Annotated in this window: 17 protein-coding genes; 5 read left to right on the forward strand and 12 right to left on the reverse strand. The window is 59.7% G+C overall.

Annotation, left to right across the window (positions count from 1 at the left end; genetic code table 11):
• Positions 1 to 8 precede the first annotated feature (8 nt).
• From AC1D11_RS13770 to AC1D11_RS13780, 3 genes are all read left to right on the forward strand, one after another.
• On the forward strand, positions 9 to 4,979 hold the full coding sequence (locus AC1D11_RS13770) for a hybrid sensor histidine kinase/response regulator (RefSeq protein ID WP_477651459.1): 4,971 nt from the start codon (positions 9 to 11) through the stop codon (positions 4,977 to 4,979).
• A gap of 32 nt (positions 4,980 to 5,011) precedes the next feature.
• Entirely contained in the window at positions 5,012 to 7,159 is a 2,148-nt protein-coding gene (locus tag AC1D11_RS13775) for a response regulator (protein ID WP_477649803.1), read from the forward strand.
• A gap of 516 nt (positions 7,160 to 7,675) precedes the next feature.
• Positions 7,676 to 8,155 carry a MerR family transcriptional regulator gene (locus tag AC1D11_RS13780; RefSeq protein ID WP_477649805.1) on the forward strand — a complete coding sequence of 160 codons (480 nt, stop codon included), beginning with the start codon at positions 7,676 to 7,678 and terminating at the stop codon, positions 8,153 to 8,155.
• Here AC1D11_RS13780 and AC1D11_RS13785 read toward each other — a convergent pair.
• The 11 genes from AC1D11_RS13785 to mltG form a co-directional block, all read right to left on the reverse strand.
• Positions 8,152 to 8,475, reverse strand: coding sequence for a YnfA family protein (locus tag AC1D11_RS13785; RefSeq protein WP_477649806.1), 324 nt, complete (start codon positions 8,473 to 8,475; stop codon positions 8,152 to 8,154). The genes AC1D11_RS13780 and AC1D11_RS13785 overlap by 4 nt on opposite strands.
• A gap of 251 nt (positions 8,476 to 8,726) precedes the next feature.
• Positions 8,727 to 9,008 (reverse strand): hypothetical protein, encoded by a 282-nt coding sequence (locus AC1D11_RS13790; RefSeq protein WP_477649807.1) that lies wholly within the window; start codon positions 9,006 to 9,008, stop codon positions 8,727 to 8,729.
• A gap of 36 nt (positions 9,009 to 9,044) precedes the next feature.
• The gene (locus AC1D11_RS13795) at positions 9,045 to 9,383 is read right to left on the reverse strand and encodes a hypothetical protein (protein WP_477651460.1); all 339 of its coding nucleotides are present in this window, start codon (positions 9,381 to 9,383) and stop codon (positions 9,045 to 9,047) included.
• A gap of 117 nt (positions 9,384 to 9,500) precedes the next feature.
• Entirely contained in the window at positions 9,501 to 9,770 is a 270-nt protein-coding gene (locus AC1D11_RS13800) for a hypothetical protein (protein ID WP_477651319.1), read from the reverse strand.
• 342 nt (positions 9,771 to 10,112) lie between these two features.
• Positions 10,113 to 10,451 (reverse strand): hypothetical protein, encoded by a 339-nt coding sequence (locus tag AC1D11_RS13805; protein ID WP_477649810.1) that lies wholly within the window; start codon positions 10,449 to 10,451, stop codon positions 10,113 to 10,115.
• Positions 10,452 to 10,576: 125 nt separating this feature from the next.
• Positions 10,577 to 11,248, reverse strand: a complete 672-nt coding sequence (locus AC1D11_RS13810; RefSeq protein ID WP_477649811.1) for an ankyrin repeat domain-containing protein — start codon at positions 11,246 to 11,248, stop codon at positions 10,577 to 10,579.
• Positions 11,245 to 12,042, reverse strand: coding sequence for a TatD family hydrolase (locus AC1D11_RS13815; RefSeq protein ID WP_477649812.1), 798 nt, complete (start codon positions 12,040 to 12,042; stop codon positions 11,245 to 11,247). Before AC1D11_RS13815 ends, AC1D11_RS13810 begins: the two co-directional genes overlap by 4 nt.
• A 118-nt stretch (positions 12,043 to 12,160) precedes the next feature.
• Positions 12,161 to 12,541, reverse strand: a complete 381-nt coding sequence (locus AC1D11_RS13820) for a PilZ domain-containing protein (RefSeq protein WP_477649813.1) — start codon at positions 12,539 to 12,541, stop codon at positions 12,161 to 12,163.
• 66 nt (positions 12,542 to 12,607) lie between these two features.
• Entirely contained in the window at positions 12,608 to 13,726 is a 1,119-nt protein-coding gene (locus AC1D11_RS13825; RefSeq protein ID WP_477649814.1) for a DNA polymerase III subunit delta', read from the reverse strand.
• Positions 13,723 to 14,415, reverse strand: a complete 693-nt coding sequence (tmk, locus tag AC1D11_RS13830) for a dTMP kinase (protein WP_477649815.1) — start codon at positions 14,413 to 14,415, stop codon at positions 13,723 to 13,725. Before tmk ends, AC1D11_RS13825 begins: the two co-directional genes overlap by 4 nt.
• 148 nt (positions 14,416 to 14,563) lie before the next feature.
• Positions 14,564 to 15,571: an endolytic transglycosylase MltG gene (mltG, locus tag AC1D11_RS13835; RefSeq protein ID WP_477649816.1), complete on the reverse strand. Its 1,008-nt coding sequence runs from the start codon at positions 15,569 to 15,571 to the stop codon at positions 14,564 to 14,566.
• An 84-nt stretch (positions 15,572 to 15,655) separates the two neighbouring features.
• Here mltG and ygfZ point away from each other — a divergent pair, with 84 nt between their 5' ends.
• Complete coding sequence (gene ygfZ, locus AC1D11_RS13840; protein ID WP_477649817.1) at positions 15,656 to 16,606, forward strand: CAF17-like 4Fe-4S cluster assembly/insertion protein YgfZ; 951 nt, start codon at positions 15,656 to 15,658, stop codon at positions 16,604 to 16,606.
• A gap of 31 nt (positions 16,607 to 16,637) precedes the next feature.
• Positions 16,638 to 17,507 (forward strand): NRDE family protein, encoded by an 870-nt coding sequence (locus AC1D11_RS13845; protein ID WP_477649818.1) that lies wholly within the window; start codon positions 16,638 to 16,640, stop codon positions 17,505 to 17,507.
• Here AC1D11_RS13845 and AC1D11_RS13850 read toward each other — a convergent pair.
• Positions 17,504 to 19,813 carry an O-antigen ligase family protein gene (locus AC1D11_RS13850; RefSeq protein ID WP_477651318.1) on the reverse strand — a complete coding sequence of 770 codons (2,310 nt, stop codon included), beginning with the start codon at positions 19,811 to 19,813 and terminating at the stop codon, positions 17,504 to 17,506. The genes AC1D11_RS13845 and AC1D11_RS13850 overlap by 4 nt on opposite strands.
• Positions 19,814 to 19,870: the final 57 nt, after the last annotated feature.

The following is a 19,870-nucleotide window of genomic DNA, read 5'->3' on the forward strand; positions in this document are numbered from 1 at the left end:
CACGAGAAGTGGGTACTGAAGGCAAGTTGGGCGGGCAAGCCGATGTGCAGGGCGTTGCCGGTACCTGGAAGGATCTGACCGACAACGTCAACTTCATGGCCGGTAACCTGACATCACAGGTGCGAAACATTGCCGACGTGACCAAGGCCGTGGCAGCCGGCGACCTCTCCAAGAAGATCACGGTGGACGTGAAGGGCGAGATTCTGGAGCTCAAGAACACCATCAACACCATGGTGGACCAGCTCTCGTCTTTTGCATCCGAAGTAACGCGAGTCGCACGCGAGGTGGGCACCGAGGGCAAGCTGGGCGGGCAGGCCGATGTGCAAGGTGTAGCCGGCACCTGGAAGGATTTGACCGATTCGGTCAACTCCATGGGATCTAACCTGACCGGCCAGGTGCGCAACATTGCCGAGGTGACGACGGCCGTGGCGGCCGGTGACCTGTCCAAAAAGATCACGGTGGACGTGAAGGGCGAGATTCTGGAGCTCAAGAACACCATCAACACCATGGTGGACCAGCTCTCGTCTTTTGCATCCGAAGTAACGCGAGTCGCACGAGAAGTGGGTACTGAGGGCAAACTGGGCGGGCAGGCCGATGTGCAGGGCGTAGCCGGTACCTGGAAGGACTTGACCGATTCGGTCAACTCCATGGGCTCCAACCTGACCGGCCAGGTGCGCAACATTGCCGAGGTGACCAAGGCCGTGGCGGCCGGTGACCTGTCCAAAAAGATCACGGTGGACGTGAAGGGCGAGATTCTGGAGCTCAAGAACACCATCAATACCATGGTCGACCAGCTGCGGTCCTTTGCCTCTGAAGTGACGCGGGTGGCACGAGAAGTGGGCACCGAGGGCAAGCTGGGCGGGCAGGCCGACGTGCAGGGCGTGGCCGGTACCTGGAAGGACTTGACCGATTCGGTCAACTCCATGGGATCTAACCTGACCGGCCAGGTGCGCAACATTGCCGAGGTGACGACGGCTGTGGCGGCCGGTGACCTGTCCAAAAAGATCACGGTGGACGTGAAGGGCGAGATTCTGGAGCTCAAGAACACCATCAACACCATGGTGGACCAGCTGCGGTCCTTTGCCTCTGAAGTGACGCGTGTGGCGCGCGAGGTGGGTACCGAAGGCAAGCTGGGCGGGCAGGCCGATGTGCAGGGCGTGGCTGGCACCTGGAAGGACTTGACCGATTCGGTCAACTCCATGGGCTCCAACCTGACGGCGCAGGTGCGTAATATTGCCGAAGTGACGACGGCTGTGGCGGCCGGTGACCTTTCGAAGAAGATCACGGTGGACGTGAAGGGCGAGATTCTGGAGCTCAAGAACACCATCAACACCATGGTGGACCAGCTGCGGTCCTTTGCCTCTGAGGTGACGCGGGTGGCACGAGAAGTGGGTACTGAAGGCAAGTTGGGCGGGCAAGCCGATGTGCAGGGCGTTGCCGGTACCTGGAAGGATCTGACCGACAACGTCAACTTCATGGCCGGTAACCTGACATCACAGGTGCGAAACATTGCCGACGTGACCAAGGCCGTGGCAGCCGGCGACCTCTCCAAGAAGATCACGGTGGACGTGAAGGGCGAGATTCTGGAGCTCAAGAATACCATCAACACCATGGTGGACCAGCTTCGGTCCTTTGCCTCTGAGGTGACGCGGGTGGCCCGCGAGGTGGGTACCGAAGGCAAACTGGGCGGGCAAGCCGATGTGCAAGGTGTAGCCGGTACCTGGAAGGATTTGACTGACAACGTCAACTTCATGGCTGGCAATCTGACCAGCCAGGTGCGAGGCATTGCGCGCGTGGTGACGGCCGTGGCCAACGGCGACCTGGAGCGCAAGCTGACCGTGGAAGCCAAGGGCGAGATCGCCGCGCTGGCCGATACCATCAACGGCATGACTGACACCCTGGCCACCTTCGCTGATCAGGTAACCACGGTGGCGCGCGAGGTCGGCGTGGAAGGCAAGCTGGGCGGCCAGGCCAAGGTTCCCGGAGCCGCCGGCACCTGGAAAGGCCTGACGGAGAACGTAAACCAGCTGGCTGCCAACCTGACGACCCAGGTGCGCGCCATCGCCGAGGTGGCCACCGCCGTGACCCAAGGTGACTTGACGCGGTCGATCACGGTCGAGGCACTCGGTGAGGTGGCGGCGTTGAAAGACACGATCAATGAAATGATCCGCAACCTCAAGGACACGACCCAGGTCAATACCGAGCAGGACTGGCTCAAAACCAATCTCGCCAAATTCAGCCGGATGCTGCAGGGCCAGAAAGACCTGGTGGCCGTAGGGCATCTGATTCTCTCGGAGCTGGCACCGGTGGTTGGCGCGCAGCAGGCGGAGTTTTATGTGCTGAGCTACACGCACGAGAGGCCGCGCCTGCGCCTCATGGCCAGCTACGCGTCTGACGGGCAGGGCGCTTACGGCAAGGAAATTGACCTGGGACAGGGGCTGGTGGGGCAGTGCGCTTACGACAAACAAAAGATATTGTTGACCTCCTCCATGCCGCAGGGGCTCAAGATATCTTCGGGCCTGACCGAAATTGCGCCCATGGACATCCTGGTGCTGCCCATCATCTTCGAAGGCCAGGTTCGCGGTGTGGTGGAACTCGCCTCGGTCGAGCGATTCAACCCGACTCACCAGGCTTTCCTGGACCAGCTCACGGAGAGTATCGGCATCGTGATCAACACGATTGAAGCGAATATGCGCACCGAGGACTTGCTGACCCAGTCGCAGTCCCTGGCACAGGAGCTGCAAAGCCGGCAGGAAGAACTGCAGCAGACCAACGAGGAGCTGCAGGAAAAGGCCCATCTGCTGGTCCAGCAGAACGACGAGGTGGAGCGAAAGAACCAGGAGGTCGAGCAGGCCCGTCAGGCGCTCGAGGAAAAGGCCAAGCAGCTTTCGCTCACGTCCAAGTACAAGTCGGAGTTTCTGGCCAATATGTCGCATGAGCTGCGCACGCCGCTCAACAGCCTGCTGATCCTGTCCGATCAGCTGTGCAAGAACTCGGAAGGCAACCTGACCAACAAGCAGGTGGAGTTTTCCAAGACCATTCATTCCTCCGGCAACGACCTGCTGATGCTGATCAACGACATCCTGGACTTGTCGAAGATCGAGTCGGGCACGGTGGTCGTGGATGTGAACGAGCTGCGGCTGTCCGACCTGCAGATGTATGTGGAGCGCACTTTCCGCCATGTGGCCGAAGCCAAGAATGTGGATTTCCTGATCACCACCGGGTTGCAGCTGCCGGTTTCCATGGTGACCGACGTCAAGCGCCTGCAGCAGATTCTCAAAAACCTGTTGTCCAACGCCTTCAAATTTACGCACCAGGGTCATGTGGCCCTGGCGATAGAAGAAGCCTTTACCGGCTGGAGCCCGGACAACGAGGAACTCAACCGCGCGCAGCAGGTGCTGGCGTTTTCCGTCACTGATACAGGTATCGGTATCTCCGCCGACAAGCAGCAGATCATCTTTGAAGCCTTCCAGCAGGCTGACGGCAGTACCAGCCGAAAGTACGGCGGTACCGGTCTGGGTTTGGCTATCAGTCGCGAACTCTCGCGCCTGCTGGGCGGCGAAATACGCCTGTCCAGCGCGCCGGGAGAAGGCAGCAGCTTTGTGCTCTACCTGCCGCTGGTCTACGCTTCGACGCGCGGAGCGCGCAAGCCGGGCAGCAGCGCCGAGCAGCGCTTCGAGCCGACCGCGCCGATCAGCCGCCTGGGTTTCGAGAAGCTGGAAGTCGCCTTCGATGATTCCGTGCTGTCTCTGGACACGCACTCAGCGGCCGATGAGGCTGCGGACGACCGGCACACCATTCAGCCTGGCGACTTTGTGCTCCTGATTGTGGAAAATGACCTGGCCTTTGCCAGCTTTTTGCTCGATGCCGCAAGGGCCAAGGGGTTCAAGGGCCTGGTGACGCCGCTGGGGGCCCGCGCCCTCACGCTTGCCGCCGAGTACAAGCCTTCGGCCATCACGCTGGACATGCATCTTCCCGACATGGAGGGCTGGCGCGTGCTCGAGCGCATCAAGCAGGACTTCAGCGTCAGGCATATTCCGGTTTGCGTGATCTCCACCGACGATTCCAAGGAGCGCGCCTATCGATCCGGTGCCATGGCATTCATCGAGAAACCGATCCCGGCCAAGGAGGTTCTCGACGAAATGCTGGATCAGCTGCACCGTTATGTGTCGCGCCCGGTGCGGCACGTGCTTGTTGCGCTAAAGGATGAAGCCTTGCGTGCCGAGGTCACCAGCTTGCTGAGCGGCAGCTATGTTCAGTGCCTGGCGGTGCCGTCACTGGCGGACGTGAAATCTGAAGATTTTGCCCGCCTGGAATGCGCCGTGATTGATGAGGCGTCACTGGCAAACGGGTTCGACCGCTTGCGAAATGCCTCGCCCGCAGCCCCGGTGCTCGGGCCGCTGCAGATGGTGGTCTGGCGTGAAGGCATGATCGATGCGCAGCTTCAGCCTGCCTGGCAGTCACACGACGGCTATTTTTTCCGCGAAGCCAGGTCTGTCCCCCGGGTAATAGATCTGGCCTTGCATGCCCTGCATGTAAGCGAGGCGCGCATGACGGACAGGCAGCGCAGCACCTTGAGAAACTTCCACGATGCCAACAAGTCACTCGCGGGGAAAAGGGTACTGATTGTCGACGATGACATGCGCAATATCTTCGCTCTGGCCACCGTGCTGGAGGGGGAGGGCATGGACATCGTCTGGGCTGACAACGGCCACGATGCCATCGCCAAAGTCGCCTCCGATCCGCAGCTTAGCGTGGTACTGATGGACATCATGATGCCTGTGATGGACGGACTGGTCACCATGCAGGAGATTCGCAAGCTGCCGGCCGGCAAGACCTTGCCCATGATCGCTGTCACGGCCAAGGCCATGAAGGGGGACCGCGAGAAATGCATAGAGGCCGGCGCCTGGGACTACCTCTCCAAGCCCGTCAATACGGAAAACCTGCTGGCCGTGCTGCGTGCCTGGTTGCCCCGGTGAGCGCCGTCCTCATGCCGCAGGAGCCGGCAAACATGCTGAATCCGGACCTGGTCAACATCCTGATCGTCGACGACCTGCCGGAAAAGCATGTCGTCATGCGTAGCATCCTGGAAGAACTGGGGCAAAACATCGTCAGTGCCCGCTCGGGCCGGGAGGCTCTGCGCCTCATCCTGCAGATGGAGTTTGCGGTCATCCTGCTGGACGTCAACATGCCCGACATCGATGGGCTGGAAACCGCCAGCATGATCCGGCAGTACAAGAAGACGGCGCAAACGCCCATTGTTTTCATCACGGCCTATGTGGACGAGGACCAGGCCGCCAAGGGTTACGCGCTGGGCGCTGTGGACTACATCTCGTCGCCTGTCGTGCCAGGGGTGTTGCGCTCCAAGGTCAAGGTTTTCGTCGACCTTCACCGCATGAACCGGCAGCTTCAGCAGCAGGCCGTCGAGCGCGAGGCGCTGGCGCGGTCCGAGGCGGCACGCACCGCGGCCGAGGATGCCACGCGCCGCGCCGCCTTCCTGTCGGATGCCAGCCAACGCCTGTCCATGTCCCTCAATATCGATGCCACTGCCCAAGCGCTGGCGGATATCGCCGTACCGGACCTGGGCGCCATGGCGGCCGTCGCCCTGCTGGACAGCCATGGCGAGCTGCACTGCCGCTGCCTCAAGATTGCGGGTGGCCCGGACCCCTCGGCGGGCCCTGTCGTACTCGAATGCCATCGCGAGTTGAGCGCCCCCATGGCGGCGACGGTCCGCAGCGCCATGCTCTCGCGGAAAATAGCGTTTCTGCCCTCAACGGAGTTGTGCGCGGCGTCGACGGCCTCCGCGGCAGCCCAGCAGCCTGCCTGGCCGGAGTTGCCGGCGGACCATGAGGAGATGGCGATTTGTCCGCTGGTCGCGCGTGAGCAGATGCTGGGCGCACTCATCCTGTTCGGCAAGGCCGGTGGTTTTGAGCAGGCGGATGCCGCCCTGCTCAGCGAGGTGGTGGGCCGTGCCTCTATTGCCATGGAAAACGCCAGACTCTATACGCTGGTTCAGGAAGCGGATCGCCGCAAGAACGAATTCCTTGCCATGCTGGCGCACGAGCTCAGGAATCCGCTGGCACCGATCAGGAACGCAGTGCACATCATTCACAGTTCCCATGTAGTTAACCCGAAGGTTGCATGGGCGCGTGATGTCATTGCACGGCAGGTCGATCACATGTCGCGAATGATCGATGATCTTCTGGACGTCTCGCGGATCGTCAGGGGCAAGGTGACGGTTCATATGGAGCCGGTCCTGCTCTCGACATTGTGCGAGCATGCAGTGGAGGCCAGCAGCCCGCTGCTGACAGCCAGGAATCAGGAATTGACTGTCCGTCTTCCAGCTGAAGCCGTGGTGCTCCAGGGCGACTTGGTGCGCTTGTCGCAAGTACTTTCAAACCTGCTGAACAATGCCTCCAAATTCACGGATCAGCATGGAAAGATCGAGCTGAACGCCTCGCTGCAGGAAGAGGGCGTCACCCTGTTCGTGTCAGACAACGGTCAGGGCATAGAGCCCGACTTCCTGCCGCACGTATTCGACCTTTTTGCCCAGGGCGACCAGGCCCTGGACCGCGCGCAAGGCGGCCTGGGTATCGGTTTGACACTGGTCAAGCATTTGGTCGAGTTGCACAGCGGCAAAGTGGAGGCTTATAGCGAAGGCAAAGGCATGGGAAGTCGGATATCCCTTTATTTTCCGGCGAGGATTTCAGGCAACGATGCCGGTCTCCCTGTGGTGGCTGCGCCGCCGGCCGTCAAACCGGCGCCTGCTGCTCCCCGAAAAATCCTTGTAGTCGACGATTTATGCGCTTCCGCAGAAACGCTGCAAGTGTTGCTGGAACTGGAAGGTTTTAATGTGAGGATCGCGAATGATGGTGCGTCAGCGCTCGATATCGCCCGGGAATTTGTGCCGGACGTAGTCATCCTCGACATCGGCTTGCCCGGCCTGGACGGCTTTGAAGTTGCCCGCCAGCTGCGCAGTCGCCCCGAATCGAAAACAACGCTGCTGATTGCCTTGACCGGCTACGGCGAAGCCGAAAGCCGGCTCCGCTCCCAACAAGCGGGTTTTGACCACCATGTGGTGAAACCCGCAGACATCGAATCTCTCCTGGCTATGGTGAGCCAGCCGCGAGTGGAAGCAAAAGCCATGGATGAACAATAGCTCGAGAGGCAGGTCGAAGAGGGATGGGGCGAAAAGCGTGCTTTAGCCAAAGGTAGCTACCACTCTGATCGGCTGTATTTATTACTTAACATAATATACATCGTGGAATATGAAGGTTTCCGCGGCTAGCTCAGGAACAACCACACCTCGCACGAGATGCTTTGCCGTCGCTGTGAGCTTTCGCAGTTGATTCCATGTCGACGCTACAAGCAGGCGTCTTGTGGAAGCGATACCAGCGCCACACCCCTGCAGCAAATATCGACGCAACCAGTCCGACGGATACCGCCAGTATTACGCCGTTTTGTGTGAGCGCTCCCCAAGTAAGCAGCGAGGTTATGCCTGCTGCAGAGAGTCCGGCTATCAATGGAGTTGCCAAAGGTATTGCGCAGCACACTGCGCAGGCACCAGCAACACCAATTGCAGCGAGGACCGGTTTTTTTAAGTTCATGTTTTCTCCGTGAATGTATTGCCGGGTTGATTCCCGTACACTCAATGTAAAACCTCAAGTAACTTGAGATGCAAGAGAAATCGATGAATAATCCACCGGCTCACAGGGAAATAACTATCGGCGAACTTGCCGAACGCACCGGGCTTGCGGTCTCTGCAATCCGCTATTACGAGCAGGTCGGACTCATCGCTCCTGCCGCCAGGCGTCCCAGCGGCCATCGTATCTATCCAGAGCCGGTGCAGCACGTCCTAACCTTGATCCGGCACTGTAGAGATTTTGGATTTTCAATTGAAAGCACAAAGGCGTTGGTTGTGCTTTCGACCAGCGATACAAGTGATTGCGTTGAGGCTCGGGATATCGCCCAGGTTCATCTCTCCGCTGTTCAGGCCAAGCTGGCCGAGCTTCAAAATATGGAAAGAAGCTTGTCTAAGTTTGTGCGGGCCTGCTCAACCGGATGTGTCGGTGGACCGGCACCGAAGTGCACGATTCTCAAGGACTTAAGCAACGGCAAGCCAAGTTCATCTGAAGCGCGCGGCTGCTGCGGCTAGAGTGCTTTAGGCTGGAAGGCGATGACAGCCATACCGGTCAGACTGATCGCGACGCCGGCAAAATCCCACGTCGTCGGACGGACCCCATCTACGCCCCACAACCAAGCCAGTGCAACGGCTATGTACACGCCTCCGTAGGCGGCATACACACGCCCAGCCGCCGCAGGATGCAGTGTCAGCAACCAAGCAAATAGGGCTAGGCTCAGCGCAGCTGGAACCAATAGCCAAATGGAACCACCTCGGGACAGCCAAACGTACGGAAGATAGCACCCAACGATTTCGGCAAGCGCGGTCAGCATAAAGAGGGCTATCGTCTTCATTCATCAACTCCAAGGATAAATAATCTTACAGGTGTCGTCGGCGAGGTGATGCACGTGCACGCGATCCCATCCCCCGTTAGACTTCCCTGCTCTGCCCTTCCGATTTACTCATCGGATAAAAACGATTGGGCGTAAAAAAACCCTCCGATTAGGGGAGGGTTTGCTTAACATCACAAAGATCGTGGTGTGATTTCAACAGCGATTATGAGACAGAGTATTCATAACGAGCTCGTTTTACTGATCGTGGAATATCAATCGCCAACTAAATTGGTGATTCCTGCGGAGTCAATCCGGCAGAGCCACTTAACGTGTGACCAGGTGCCGGTTGTATTGGCCTCAACAATTCCTCGGGCAAAGAGTATTTCGTGGAGGCCGTCGTTATATAGATTTTCCTCTTGAATTTCGACTTGTAGCCCTTGCACGAGGGCAACGGATATACCCGTCACGTCCGCCCTGTCATCAGTTTGGGACAGCATCACGAGGTCGTGTTCTATGAGTTCGTTGAAATCAACAGAAAAAAAGCGAGATGTCATGTCGAAGGTCCGCTTCTGGCCGATAGCTGCCGTTGGCTATTCCGACGCGCCTTGGTAGTCGTATTTATCAAGCCAAACAAGCAACAATCCGGTTCCCCCTATGCCAATGATCATCCCAAGGCTAAAAGGCAGGAATGTCCGCATCGCGTTGCGCTTATGCCCTCCATCACTCCAGAACAATTCGCTGGCAAAGGACTGAAGCAACAAATCAACTCCTGCAGCAGTTCCGATCGCAAGTCCAGTGCCCAATACTGCCCAGACAAGCCCTATGACGGGTCGCCCGGCTAGTGCAAGACCTACTAGCAGCATAAGAGCACTACCGATGATCATGGTAAGCCCGATAATCCAGTCTACGGAATCGAAAGAGAGAGTCATATGCGCAGGAGTATCGCGCATGCAGTCGTAAAAAAACCCTCCAATTAGGGGAGGGTTTGCTTAACATCACAAAGATCGTGGCTCGCTAGGCGAGAACGATGCGGATGTATTGGAAGGCTAAGAGTTGTAGGGATCGCGGCTGCAACAAGCCCATACAGACACCCAGGCAAGATAAGCCACCTTCGAGCCGCTAGGGCAGAAAGTGGGTGGCTCGTCGGGTTGCGCGGGCGGCATGGTGCAGAACGGTGGGAGCCCTACCGGCGCGGGTTTGACGGCTTCGTTCTTGCCGCCCGTTTTAGGGGCGGCGATGGCCTGCGTTGTTGTTAACAGCGCGGCCAATGTGAGGGTAAGGGCGGTGAGCACGCGATGCAGGGTTTTGTGCGACATATTTTCTCCAAGGGTGAAGGGAAAACTCGCAGTCTTGATCCAGTGGTAATCTGGGCGAGTCAGTGGGCCAAATGTAGGTCAGCCAAGACGAAAAAAAACCCTCCGATTAGGGGAGGGTTTGCTTAAGAGGCCTGTGAAGTGAAGCGCATCGCACACCCTCGATGGTTGATGTTTTCCAGCCATTCGCTGCGTGGCTTGCAGATAGGCTCAGTGGTCGCTGTGCTGCAGATTCGAACTGCGCTGCGTCAATGGCGTTGGGTGTGGGAACCAGTCCAACCCGACCGCGACGCAAGCAGTTGATATCCACGCGGAATTCAAACTAAAGCGGCATACCGCTCGTGCTCATTTCGTCAGGGAATCGAGCGCGCGTTCGCGCTGGGCGCGCGTCATCTGACGTTCTCGTCTGGACGCTGGTGCGGCCGTTACAAGCGCGACATTGGTGAGTTGCGGTACGGCACGGCGCACGTCTACCGACGGGCAATTGGTGCTCATGTCAAAAATCAGATGGCCACTGGGAAAGACTGCGGGCAGTTTTTCGTGGATCTGGTAGCTCATGTCTATGGGCGGCGCCTCACCGGAATAAACGATCTGGTTGCCGGGGCTAAAAACGGTGTAGCACGCCATGGCCGGTGCGACCAAGGCCGTTAAGGACAGTGCCACTGCGCATTTCAATGAGGTCATGATTTTCTCCCTGCACGCTCCGGATCAGAGACGCAGTTGAAAGCATATGTCATATGTGGGCTGCGTCAAGTCAGACGGCGCCGCCACATCACACCACAACCTTCCCATGCGCCTGGCAGGTCGACTCACCAGGTTCCGGCAGGCTTTTTTGCGCGAAGGGCTGCTGTGATCGCTGCTGCGGCGTCGGGCCGGTTGCCTTGCTGGGCAAACTGCAGGGCAGTCAAACCCAGCTGGTTTTTGAGTTGCGGGTCGGCGCCCTCCTCCAGCAGAAGACGCACTGCTTCCGTGGTGCCATACATGGCTGCCATCATCAGCGGCGTGGTGCCGTTGGGAGACTCGGCATCGATATAGGCGCTGTTTTCCAGCAGCAGGCTGATGATGCCCAGGTGCCCGCCGCTGGCGGCGTAATGCAGCGGCGTCCAGCCGGTCTTGTTGACGTCGGCGCCCTGCTTGACCAGCTTCTCAGCCAGGCCCTGATGGTTTTTGAGGGCGGCCAGCATGAGTGCGCTTTCCCCTTTGTCGTTGAGGGTGTTGACGTCGGTCTTGGGCCAGTCAACCAGTACCTGCGCTACTCTGAGCGATGGCTCCTTCAGCGCGAGAAAGAGCCCACGCTCGCCTTTTGGGTCAGGTGTGTTGGGGTCAAACCCCCGCTGCAGCAGTGCCTGAATAGTGCGAGGATCGTCGCGCTTGACGGCGATGAAAAAATCATCGTACGACCCCGCATTTGCCGAAGAAAGTCCATAAAAAACAAAGGCAATGATTGCTTTCTTAAAGTAACTTATGAAGTTGTTTTTCATGTTTTAACCCCGCTGAAAAGCTGCTCGAAGTTTCGGCTGGTGGCCTCTGCAATGGCCTGGATGGGTTGTTGGGTGAGTTCCGCGATCTGCTTGGCCACCAGGGGAACATACGAAGGATTATTGGTTTTGCCGCGGTACGGCATGGGCGCAAGGTAGGGGCTGTCGGTCTCAATCAGCATGCGGTCCAGTGGGACAAATCGGGCCACCTCCCGCAAATCCGCCGCGTTCTTGAAGGTCAGGATGCCGGAAAAAGAGATGTAAAACCCGAGGTCAAGCGCGGCGCGGGCCACCGCCTGGGTTTCGGTAAAGCAGTGAAAAACTCCAGTGGCTCGGCCCGCTTCTCCAGCACTACCGCCCTCTTCCTTCAACAAGGCGATGGTGTCGTCGGAAGCACTGCGGGTATGAATCACCAGGGGCTTGCCGGTCTGGCGAGCCGCCCGGATGTGCACGCGAAACCGCTCCCGCTGCCATTCCATGTCCGCCACGGTCCGGTCACCCAGCCGGTAATAGTCGAGCCCGGTCTCGCCAATGCCGACCACTCTGGGCAGGCTGGCGCGCGTCAGCAGGTCGTCCAGGCTGGGTTCCCGGACATCTTCGTTGTCGGGATGCACGCCGACGGTTGCCCAGAAATTGTCGTAGGCCGTGGCCAGCCCGTGAACAGTTTCGAACTCTTCCAGGGTGGTGCAGATGCACAGCGCCCGGTCAACCTGGGCGGCCTGCATGGCCTGGCGGATTTGCGGCAACTGGGCCTGAAGCTCCGGAAAGCTCAAATGGCAATGGGAGTCAGTAAACATTGCGGTACAGGGTTAGGTATCAAAACAGGCTGCAAGCCTTTTTGGCCGTGCGCGAGCAGCTATAAATACCATAGCAGCCACGGCGCTTGCCGGTGTGGCAGGCTGCGTTCGGCAAGGCCTAAATGGTCTGTGTGGGGCGGTCGGACGCCAGATGGGCGCCGAGGATTTCTTCAATCTTGAGCTTGAGAAGACGGGATTTTTCGTCTGACGGGAACCGGACGCCGACGCCTTGCGTGCGGTTGCCGGCCGCCCTTGCGGGTGTGACCCAGGCCACTTTGCCGGCCACCGGATAGCGCTGCGTATCTTCAGGGAGTGTCAGCAGGACATAAACATCGTCGCCCAGCTTGTAGTCGCGCGCAGTCGGAATGAAAACACCGCCTTCCGTGAACAAGGGAATGTAGGCGGCGTAAAGCGCTGCTTTTTCCTTGATCGCCAACTGGACAACGCTGGGTCGGGCGGTGGCGGCTGCGGGTGAACTGGCGGGCGGTGGTGTGCTCATGGCGCTAGTTTATCGGTTTGACTGCTGCGGCGTCTGCAATTGCAGCATAAAAGAAACGGTTTGGGTCTATTTCGCATTCAGCGCTGTGCGGGCCCGGCTTACCAGCGATTCGAGCATCAGGCCCGGGTTGTAGGGGTGTTCAACCGTGCGGGCAATAGCCGCCAGCTCTTTGGACCAGCTTGCCAGGGCGTAAACCCCGTTCCCCGTCTTGCCGGCCGCAGCGGGAAGGGCCGCCGGAAGGTCGCCTGCGTGAAAAAACCGCGGTGCCGCACCCATGCGCACAGCCAGTACATCGTGGCAAAGCTTTTGCAGTGCATCCACCGCCTGCGCTGGCGCCCAGTCCGACAGCGCGCTAACGTCGCCGCGCGCCATGGCTTTGGGCAGGGCCTGCCAATGCTGGGCGGCTTCCGCGGGCGGATTGCTTTGTGCCCAGCTCAGCGCGTCGGCGGGTCGCCCGCCCGCGGCCACCAGCAAGGTTTGCAATTCAGCGGCTTTTGGCGCTGCCGCGGCTTTTTTGGTGCTACCGGCGCTGTCACCTGCCAGCGTGATTTCCTGCTGGAGCCAGCCCAGTGCCTGGCCAAAGTCGGGCCAGACCATGGTGTGGCCCAGGCACCGGCTGCGGATGGTGGGCAGCAACTGGTGCGCTGCCTCGGTGGCCAGGACGAACTTGACAGCGCCTGGAGGCTCTTCGAGTGTCTTGAGCAGGGTATTGGCCGTGACGTTGTTCATGCGCTCGGCCGGGAACACCAGCACCACCTTGGTGGTGCCGCGTGACCGTGTGAACTGGGTGAAAGAAACGGCTTCGCGCGCCGCATCGACCTTGATTTCCTTGCTGGGTTTGCGTTTCTTGCTGTCCAGGTCGTCCTGCGTTTTTTCGTCAAGCGGCCAGCCGAGCGCCAGCGACAGGGTTTCGGGCATCAGCATGCAAAGGTCTGCATGCGTGTGCACATCTACTGCGTGGCAACTGCCGCAGTGTCCGCAGGCCCCCTGCGGCGTGGCTTCTTCGCAAAGCCAGGCCCGCGCCAGTGCCAGCGCCAGTTCAAACTGCCCTAAACCCGACGGTCCGCTCAGGAGCCACGCATGGCCGCGCTGGGCCAGCAGGCTTTCAAGCTGGGCCTGGAGCCACGGCGCAAGGCGCGGGTTGCTGGACCCGGCCGTCGCCGGCAAAGTATCCAGAACGCTCATGACAACCAGCCTTTGGCGATAAACACCTGCTGCACGGCCTGCCAGACTTCGTCGCGGCTTTTTGATGCGTCAATGCGGGCGAAACGCTCCGGGTGATTTTTCTGGCGGTCCGCGTAGCCTTGCGCGACACGGCGAAAAAACGCCACCGGCTGCGCCTCGAACTTGTCCGGCAGGCGCGCACCGGCCAGCCGCCGGGCCGCTTCTTCCGGCGCCAGGTCAAACCACACCGTCAAATGCGGCTCGATCACGGTTTCCACCTCAGGCTTCATGGGAGAGTTGCCCGCGGGGTCGCCCAGCAGCCCTTCGTCGGATTGCACCCAACGCTCCAGGGTTGAGAGCAGCTTCAGGTCAAAACCGCGCCCTGCCCCCTGGTAGGCAAAGGTTGCGTCGGTAAAACGGTCGCACAGCACCACGTCACCGCGCAGCAGCGCCGGCGCAATCACATTGACGATGTGGTCGCGCCGTGCGGCAAAAATCAGCAAGGCTTCGGTCAGCGGATCCATGGCGTCATTGAGGACCATGGCGCGCAGTTTTTCGGCCAGCGGCGTACCACCCGGTTCGCGTGTCAGCGTCACCGCCCTGCCTTCGGCCTTGAAGGCATCGGCCAGGCTGGCGATGTGCGTGGATTTTCCAGCGCCGTCTATGCCTTCGAAGCTGATAAAGAGGCCGCTCAGAGGTCTATTGCTCATGATGTCGTTCGCGTAACGCCAGGCCACCAACTGAGCGAAAGTGACATGCAAGCCAGGGCCGCGGAACCGGCTTTGCCGGGCCGCAGGCGCAGCGCCCCCTCGGGGGGCAGCGTAGTACGCGAAGCGACAAGCGTGGGGGCCATAGTTATTACTGACCGCGGATGTATTTATTGACCGCGCGGTTGTGCTCATCCAGGCTGCTGCTGAAATGGCTGGTGCCGTCGCCGCGCGCCACAAAATAAATGGCCTTGGTCGGTGCCGGCTGCACGGCAGCCAGGAGGGCAGCCTTGCCCGGCATGGCGATGGGGGTGGGCGGCAACCCGGTGCGGGTGTAGGTGTTGTAAGGCGTATCGGCCAGCAGGTCACGTTTTCGCAGGTTGCCGTCGAACTTGTCGCCGAGCCCGTAAATCACGGTGGGGTCGGTCTGCAGCAGCATGCCCAGGCGCAGCCGGTTGGTGAAAACGCCGCCGATCTGGGCCCGGTCCGACGGCTTGCCGGTTTCCTTTTCGACGATGCTGGCCAGGATCAGGGCCTCGTCAGGGGTTTTCAGCGGTGTGTCGGCGCTTCGCAGTGCCCAGGCCGCGTCCAGCCGCTTGTCCATGGCCCGTGCCGCGCGCTTGAGCACGGCCAGGTCGCTGGAACCCTTGGCGTAGGTGTAGGTGTCGGGGAAGAACCGGCCTTCGGGGTGCACACCCGGCCTGCCCAGCTTTTGCATGATGATTTCGGGCGCCAGGCCAAGCGTGTCGGGCGCAAGCTGCTCCGCTTTTTGTAGCGCTGCGCGCACCTGGCTGAAGGTCCAGCCTTCGACGAGCGTGATGCTTTTCAGGGCCTGATCACCACGTACCAGCATGCTGAGCAGCTTTTGCGGGTTGGTGCCGGGTGCCAGCTCGTAGCTGCCGGCCTTGATCAACCGGCCCTGGCCGGAAAGGCGGAACCAGGCGTGAAGAAAAATCGCAGGCACATCGGCGCCGCTGGCCACGATGACGTCGGCCACACCGCTGGCAGGGGTGCCGGGTTCGATTTCCAGGTCCACCACCTGGCTGCCGGGCGCCAGCCGCAGCGGAATCGGCTCGTTCAGCCACCACAAAGCCGCACCAAACGACAACAGGGCGCCGAGAAATATCAGTATCAACAGACTTGTAAAGACACGACGCACAACCCAGCTACCTTTTCTGTACAGAACGCAAAACCTCGAGCCTATGATAATTCAGCCCATCTCCCCATCGAATGTGAACGCCCCATGACCCTGCCTTCTGCCGCTCACCTGATTTCCGGCATCACCGAACTTGCGCACCTGGGTGTCATCCGTGCCTCCGGTGAAGATGCCGTCACGTTTTTGCAGGGCCAGCTGACCCAGGACGTGGCCCTGATGGGGGCCGGCGAAGCGCGCCTGGCGGCTTTTTGCAATGCCAAGGGCCGGATGCAGGCCAGTTTTGTGGTGTTCAAGCGCAGCAGCGATGCCGGCCAGGACGTGCTGCTGCTGTGCAGCCGCGACATCCTGCCCGCCACACTCAAGCGCCTGTCGATGTTTGTGCTGCGTGCCAAGGCCAGACTGACCGACGCCAGCGCAGAATTTGCGCTCTACGGCGTCACTGGAAATGCTATCGATTCAATAGCTGCCGGTGCCCGTCCTGTATGGTCAAAAACCGATATAGGTGATGCAAATATGGTGTTTTTGCACTCCGGCGCAGGCCAGCCGCGTGCAATCTGGTGCGCACCTGCCGCTTCGCCCGCGCCCGAAGGCGCGCGCATCGACAGCGCCTTGTGGCACTGGCTGGATGTGCAGTCCGGTATTGCGATGATCACGCAGCCCGTTTTTGAGGCCTTTGTGCCGCAAATGCTGAATTACGAATCCGTCGGAGGGGTGAACTTCAAAAAGGGTTGCTACCCGGGCCAGGAAATCGTTGCGCGCAGCCAGTTCCGCGGCACGCTCAAACGGCGCGCATACCTTGTTCATACCGCCGGAACTCCGGCAACAGGCCAGGAGATATTTCACGCCTCCGACGCAGGGCAGCCTTGCGGGCTGGTCGCCGCGGCGGCCGCCAATCCTGCTGGCGGCTTTGACGCCATCGTGTCGATGCAGACCTCTGCCGCCGCCGATGCCGGCGACGGCCGGTTGACGCTGGGAAGCGCCACAGGCGAAGCCCTGAGCCTGCTTCCCCTGCCCTACCCGCTGCTCGAAGACATCTGATGCGCGGCACAGGGGGCGCGGGGCTCATGACATGTGCCTGATTGCATTTGCCATTGGCGTATCGGAGCGTTGGCCGCTCCTGATTGCCGCCAACCGCGATGAATTCCTGGACCGGCCGACGCTGCCGCTCGCCCGCTGGCAAACCGATTCAGGGCAAGAAGTCCTTTCAGGCCGCGACTTGCGTGCCGGCGGCACCTGGATGGGCATGACACCGGACGGCAGGATTGCTTTTCTGACCAATGTGCGCGGCGCCCGAGCAGATGCCGGGGCCCGCTCGCGGGGGGAACTGGTGACGCGTTGGCTGGAAAGCCACGACGATGCGACCGGTTTTGTTTCAGCCCTGGAAGAAGAAGGCCCGGACTACGCAGGCTTTAACCTGGTAGTGGGTGACTTCCAGCGGAACAACTGGATGTGGGCCACCAACCGGCCAGGGGATCCGGGCGCGGCCAGCTGGCAAGCAAAGCACCTGTCCTCTGGCGTTTATGGTTTGTCAAATGCCGCGCTGGACACGCCCTGGCCCAAGACCATAGAACTCAAGCGTGTGTTGGCTACAGCGCTCGATTCCGGGAGTGACGAAGCGTTACGGGCATCGCTATGGACCGCGCTCGCCAACCGCCAGCGTGCACCGCGCGAACATTTGCCATCGACAGGCGTGCCGCTGATGCGGGAAGAGGCGCTGTCCAGCGCTTTTGTGGATTTTCCGGAATATGCCTACGGAACGCGTTGCAGCACTGTGCTGCTGGCAAAGGCCCAAAACGAGTCCGAAGGTTCCCGATGCTGGAGCGTGTGGCTGGAAGAGCAAACCCATCCGCCGGGCCGAATGACAACTCCGGGGGGTAAGCCACTTGCCGCCGCGTCAATTCACAGTTATGTGACTTCGTGGCGGCAAACAGCGCTCTAGGGCCTGGGCCGATACGTTGGCGGAATCATCTGGAGAGTGGAGTCCTTCGCTCTTTCAGGGGTTGCGGCCAGGGCAGCCTGGTAAGCAGCCTGCGCCCTCGCCTCGTCCTTCTTCTGAAAAGCATAGATGTACCCAAGCTTGAGCATGCCGTCTACTTCCAGGGCCGGCCAGCCCTTGTTTCGCAATTCCATTCCCTGAATTGCCAGATCAAAGTCCCCGCTCCGTCCGCCGAGCGCCCACGCGGCATTGAGGAGGTCATAGTCATAAATGCCTTCCGCCAGGGATTGCTTGACCAGCCGGAGTGCCTCGGGCTCCTTGCCGGTACGGCTCAGCAAAATGACCTCCAGGGATCGAACCGAAGGGGCCTTGGGCTGCAGTTTTTTACAGCGTTCCAGAAACTCAAACGCCTTGTCGGTATTTCCCATTTGGGCATAACCACGGGCGATATTGGACATTACCGCTACCAGATAAGGACGGGAACGAACCACCGACTCCCAGACCCAGACGGCGTTTTTCCAGTCGCCCCAACGCGCCAGTTCGTCCGCCACCAGCGGAGTAAGTTTTCTGTAGTGAGGATTGATGGCTATCCCGTCGTTCAAGAGGTTTAATATTTCGCGCTTGATCTTGTTCCACTTCGGGTCGCGGTAGTCCTGCGACTGGCTAACGCTGAGGGCCAGCCTCACGGCCCTGACAATCTTGCCTTCCGCCGCCGCGGCTTGCTGAAAAATATGCACCGCGAGAAACAGGCACAACAGCATGACACCGGCAAATACCCGGGAATAGATGGGCTTCCAGCCCACACTCTGTGCAAAAGTCAGAGGCCCAAGCCCGAGTCCCAATCGGGCATCGGACGCCGCCAGTATGGCAAGGGCCAGCGCAAATATCGCAACTGTACTGGCCAGCCGCCAGGGAAACCCGATGTTGCTCACGATCAGCAATGCGAGAAGGCTGGATAAAGCTATTGCGCGCAAGGGGGCTTCGCTCAGCCCCTCTGCTGAGCGATTTCTCAGTGTTTTCCAGGCTGAAGCCAGCAGATAAAGCAGCAGGCAGGCTAAAAACGCCCAACCCACCAGGCCGTATTCCGCCAACAACTGCAGTATCTCGTTATGGACGTAGTAGTCGGTTTCAAGCTGGGAGCCTTCAACCTGGTAGAGCGGAATGTCCACCTCCCAGGCGCCCGCGCCGACCCCGGTGAGCGGCGTGGCTTTGATCATTCGCGAAGTTGCCTTCCACATGATCAGGCGCACACCCAACGAACTGTCATTGACGGAAATAGTCGCCGTGCGGTTGAAAGCGCGCTCAAAGGCTGTGGTGCCGCGCTCTTCCTGGGCGATCTGCATGTTGCCCGTGTGAATCAGCCCCAGCGCAAGAACGGTTCCCCCAAGCACGCAACAAGCCAGTAGTTTTTGCCAGATGTTCCAGGCAGAAAACGCAAACTGCTTGCGGTACAAAATGGCAATTACCGGAAGAACCAGTAACAACAGGACCCACAGCGCAACGAGTGCTCCCCGGGTGCCGGTCATCATCAGCGCCACGGCTATGAAGCCGCTGCTCAATGACATCAGTGTGATTTTTGACGAGGTTTTAGCCTGAGCCAGAAGATACGCCGAAAACGGCACGGCACACACAGCGAATTCCGCAAAAAAATTGCGGTTGACAAAGGTGGATGCAGGGTTCGGGCCTTGCGGAAAGTAGGTGAAATCAAACCAGAACTGAAGCGCCGTCCAGAGCGACGCCGTAAGGGCACCCAGATGAATTCCCAAGGCCAGATAAGGCAGGCGCTCCTTCGAGAGGGTATTTAATCCCAGCCACAGCAGCAGGCTGAAAATGAACCACCTTATCGCCTCCACACCGCCCAGATAGGCGTGTGACCAGAGCATGCTGGCCAAGGCATAAAACATCAGTGACAAGGGCAGCCACATGAGCGCATGCCAGCGCAAGGGTTCCCTGCGATGGCGTTGCTGCCAGAAGAAAACAAGAGCTGTACCAACGGCTGAAAACGACACCACCATGGATTTCAGGGTGTCCTGCAGCATCTCCTCATGAGGCACGCCGATCGCTGGCGTGAGAAACATCATGAACGCAAGAAACGCAACGATCCAGTGACCTTGAGCGACTTCCGCAGGCAAGCTGGCCCGAGGCCCAAAACCCGTCTGCATCGAGGGCGTCGCCAAGGCCTCCCCGCCTTGTGACGGACGAGACGCTTCGGCACGGGATGACCCAGCGATCCTGTTGGTGGCTGCGGAATTACCCTGGGGGCCAGGACGGTTCTTTTTCTTGACCATGAAATCGATCGGCTTTCTCAATCTTTGAATCCGGTTGGATGCGCGTGCAAAACCGGCGAAGCCGTGATTGTCGCCTTT

The organism is Polaromonas sp. P1_E11 (assembly GCF_056405995.1).

Coding starts and splice junctions, on each gene's coding strand:
- AC1D11_RS13775 (WP_477649803.1), top strand. CDS start 5,012: ATGCTGAATCCGGACCTGGTCAACATCCTGATCGTCGACGACCTGCCG.
- AC1D11_RS13780 (WP_477649805.1), top strand. CDS start 7,676: ATGCAAGAGAAATCGATGAATAATCCACCGGCTCACAGGGAAATAACT.
- AC1D11_RS13785 (WP_477649806.1), bottom strand. CDS start 8,475: ATGAAGACGATAGCCCTCTTTATGCTGACCGCGCTTGCCGAAATCGTT.
- AC1D11_RS13790 (WP_477649807.1), bottom strand. CDS start 9,008: ATGACATCTCGCTTTTTTTCTGTTGATTTCAACGAACTCATAGAACAC.
- AC1D11_RS13795 (WP_477651460.1), bottom strand. CDS start 9,383: ATGACTCTCTCTTTCGATTCCGTAGACTGGATTATCGGGCTTACCATG.
- AC1D11_RS13800 (WP_477651319.1), bottom strand. CDS start 9,770: ATGTCGCACAAAACCCTGCATCGCGTGCTCACCGCCCTTACCCTCACA.
- AC1D11_RS13805 (WP_477649810.1), bottom strand. CDS start 10,451: ATGACCTCATTGAAATGCGCAGTGGCACTGTCCTTAACGGCCTTGGTC.
- AC1D11_RS13810 (WP_477649811.1), bottom strand. CDS start 11,248: ATGAAAAACAACTTCATAAGTTACTTTAAGAAAGCAATCATTGCCTTT.
- AC1D11_RS13815 (WP_477649812.1), bottom strand. CDS start 12,042: ATGTTTACTGACTCCCATTGCCATTTGAGCTTTCCGGAGCTTCAGGCC.
- AC1D11_RS13820 (WP_477649813.1), bottom strand. CDS start 12,541: ATGAGCACACCACCGCCCGCCAGTTCACCCGCAGCCGCCACCGCCCGA.
- AC1D11_RS13825 (WP_477649814.1), bottom strand. CDS start 13,726: ATGAGCGTTCTGGATACTTTGCCGGCGACGGCCGGGTCCAGCAACCCG.
- tmk (WP_477649815.1), bottom strand. CDS start 14,415: ATGAGCAATAGACCTCTGAGCGGCCTCTTTATCAGCTTCGAAGGCATA.
- ygfZ (WP_477649817.1), top strand. CDS start 15,656: ATGACCCTGCCTTCTGCCGCTCACCTGATTTCCGGCATCACCGAACTT.
- AC1D11_RS13845 (WP_477649818.1), top strand. CDS start 16,638: ATGTGCCTGATTGCATTTGCCATTGGCGTATCGGAGCGTTGGCCGCTC.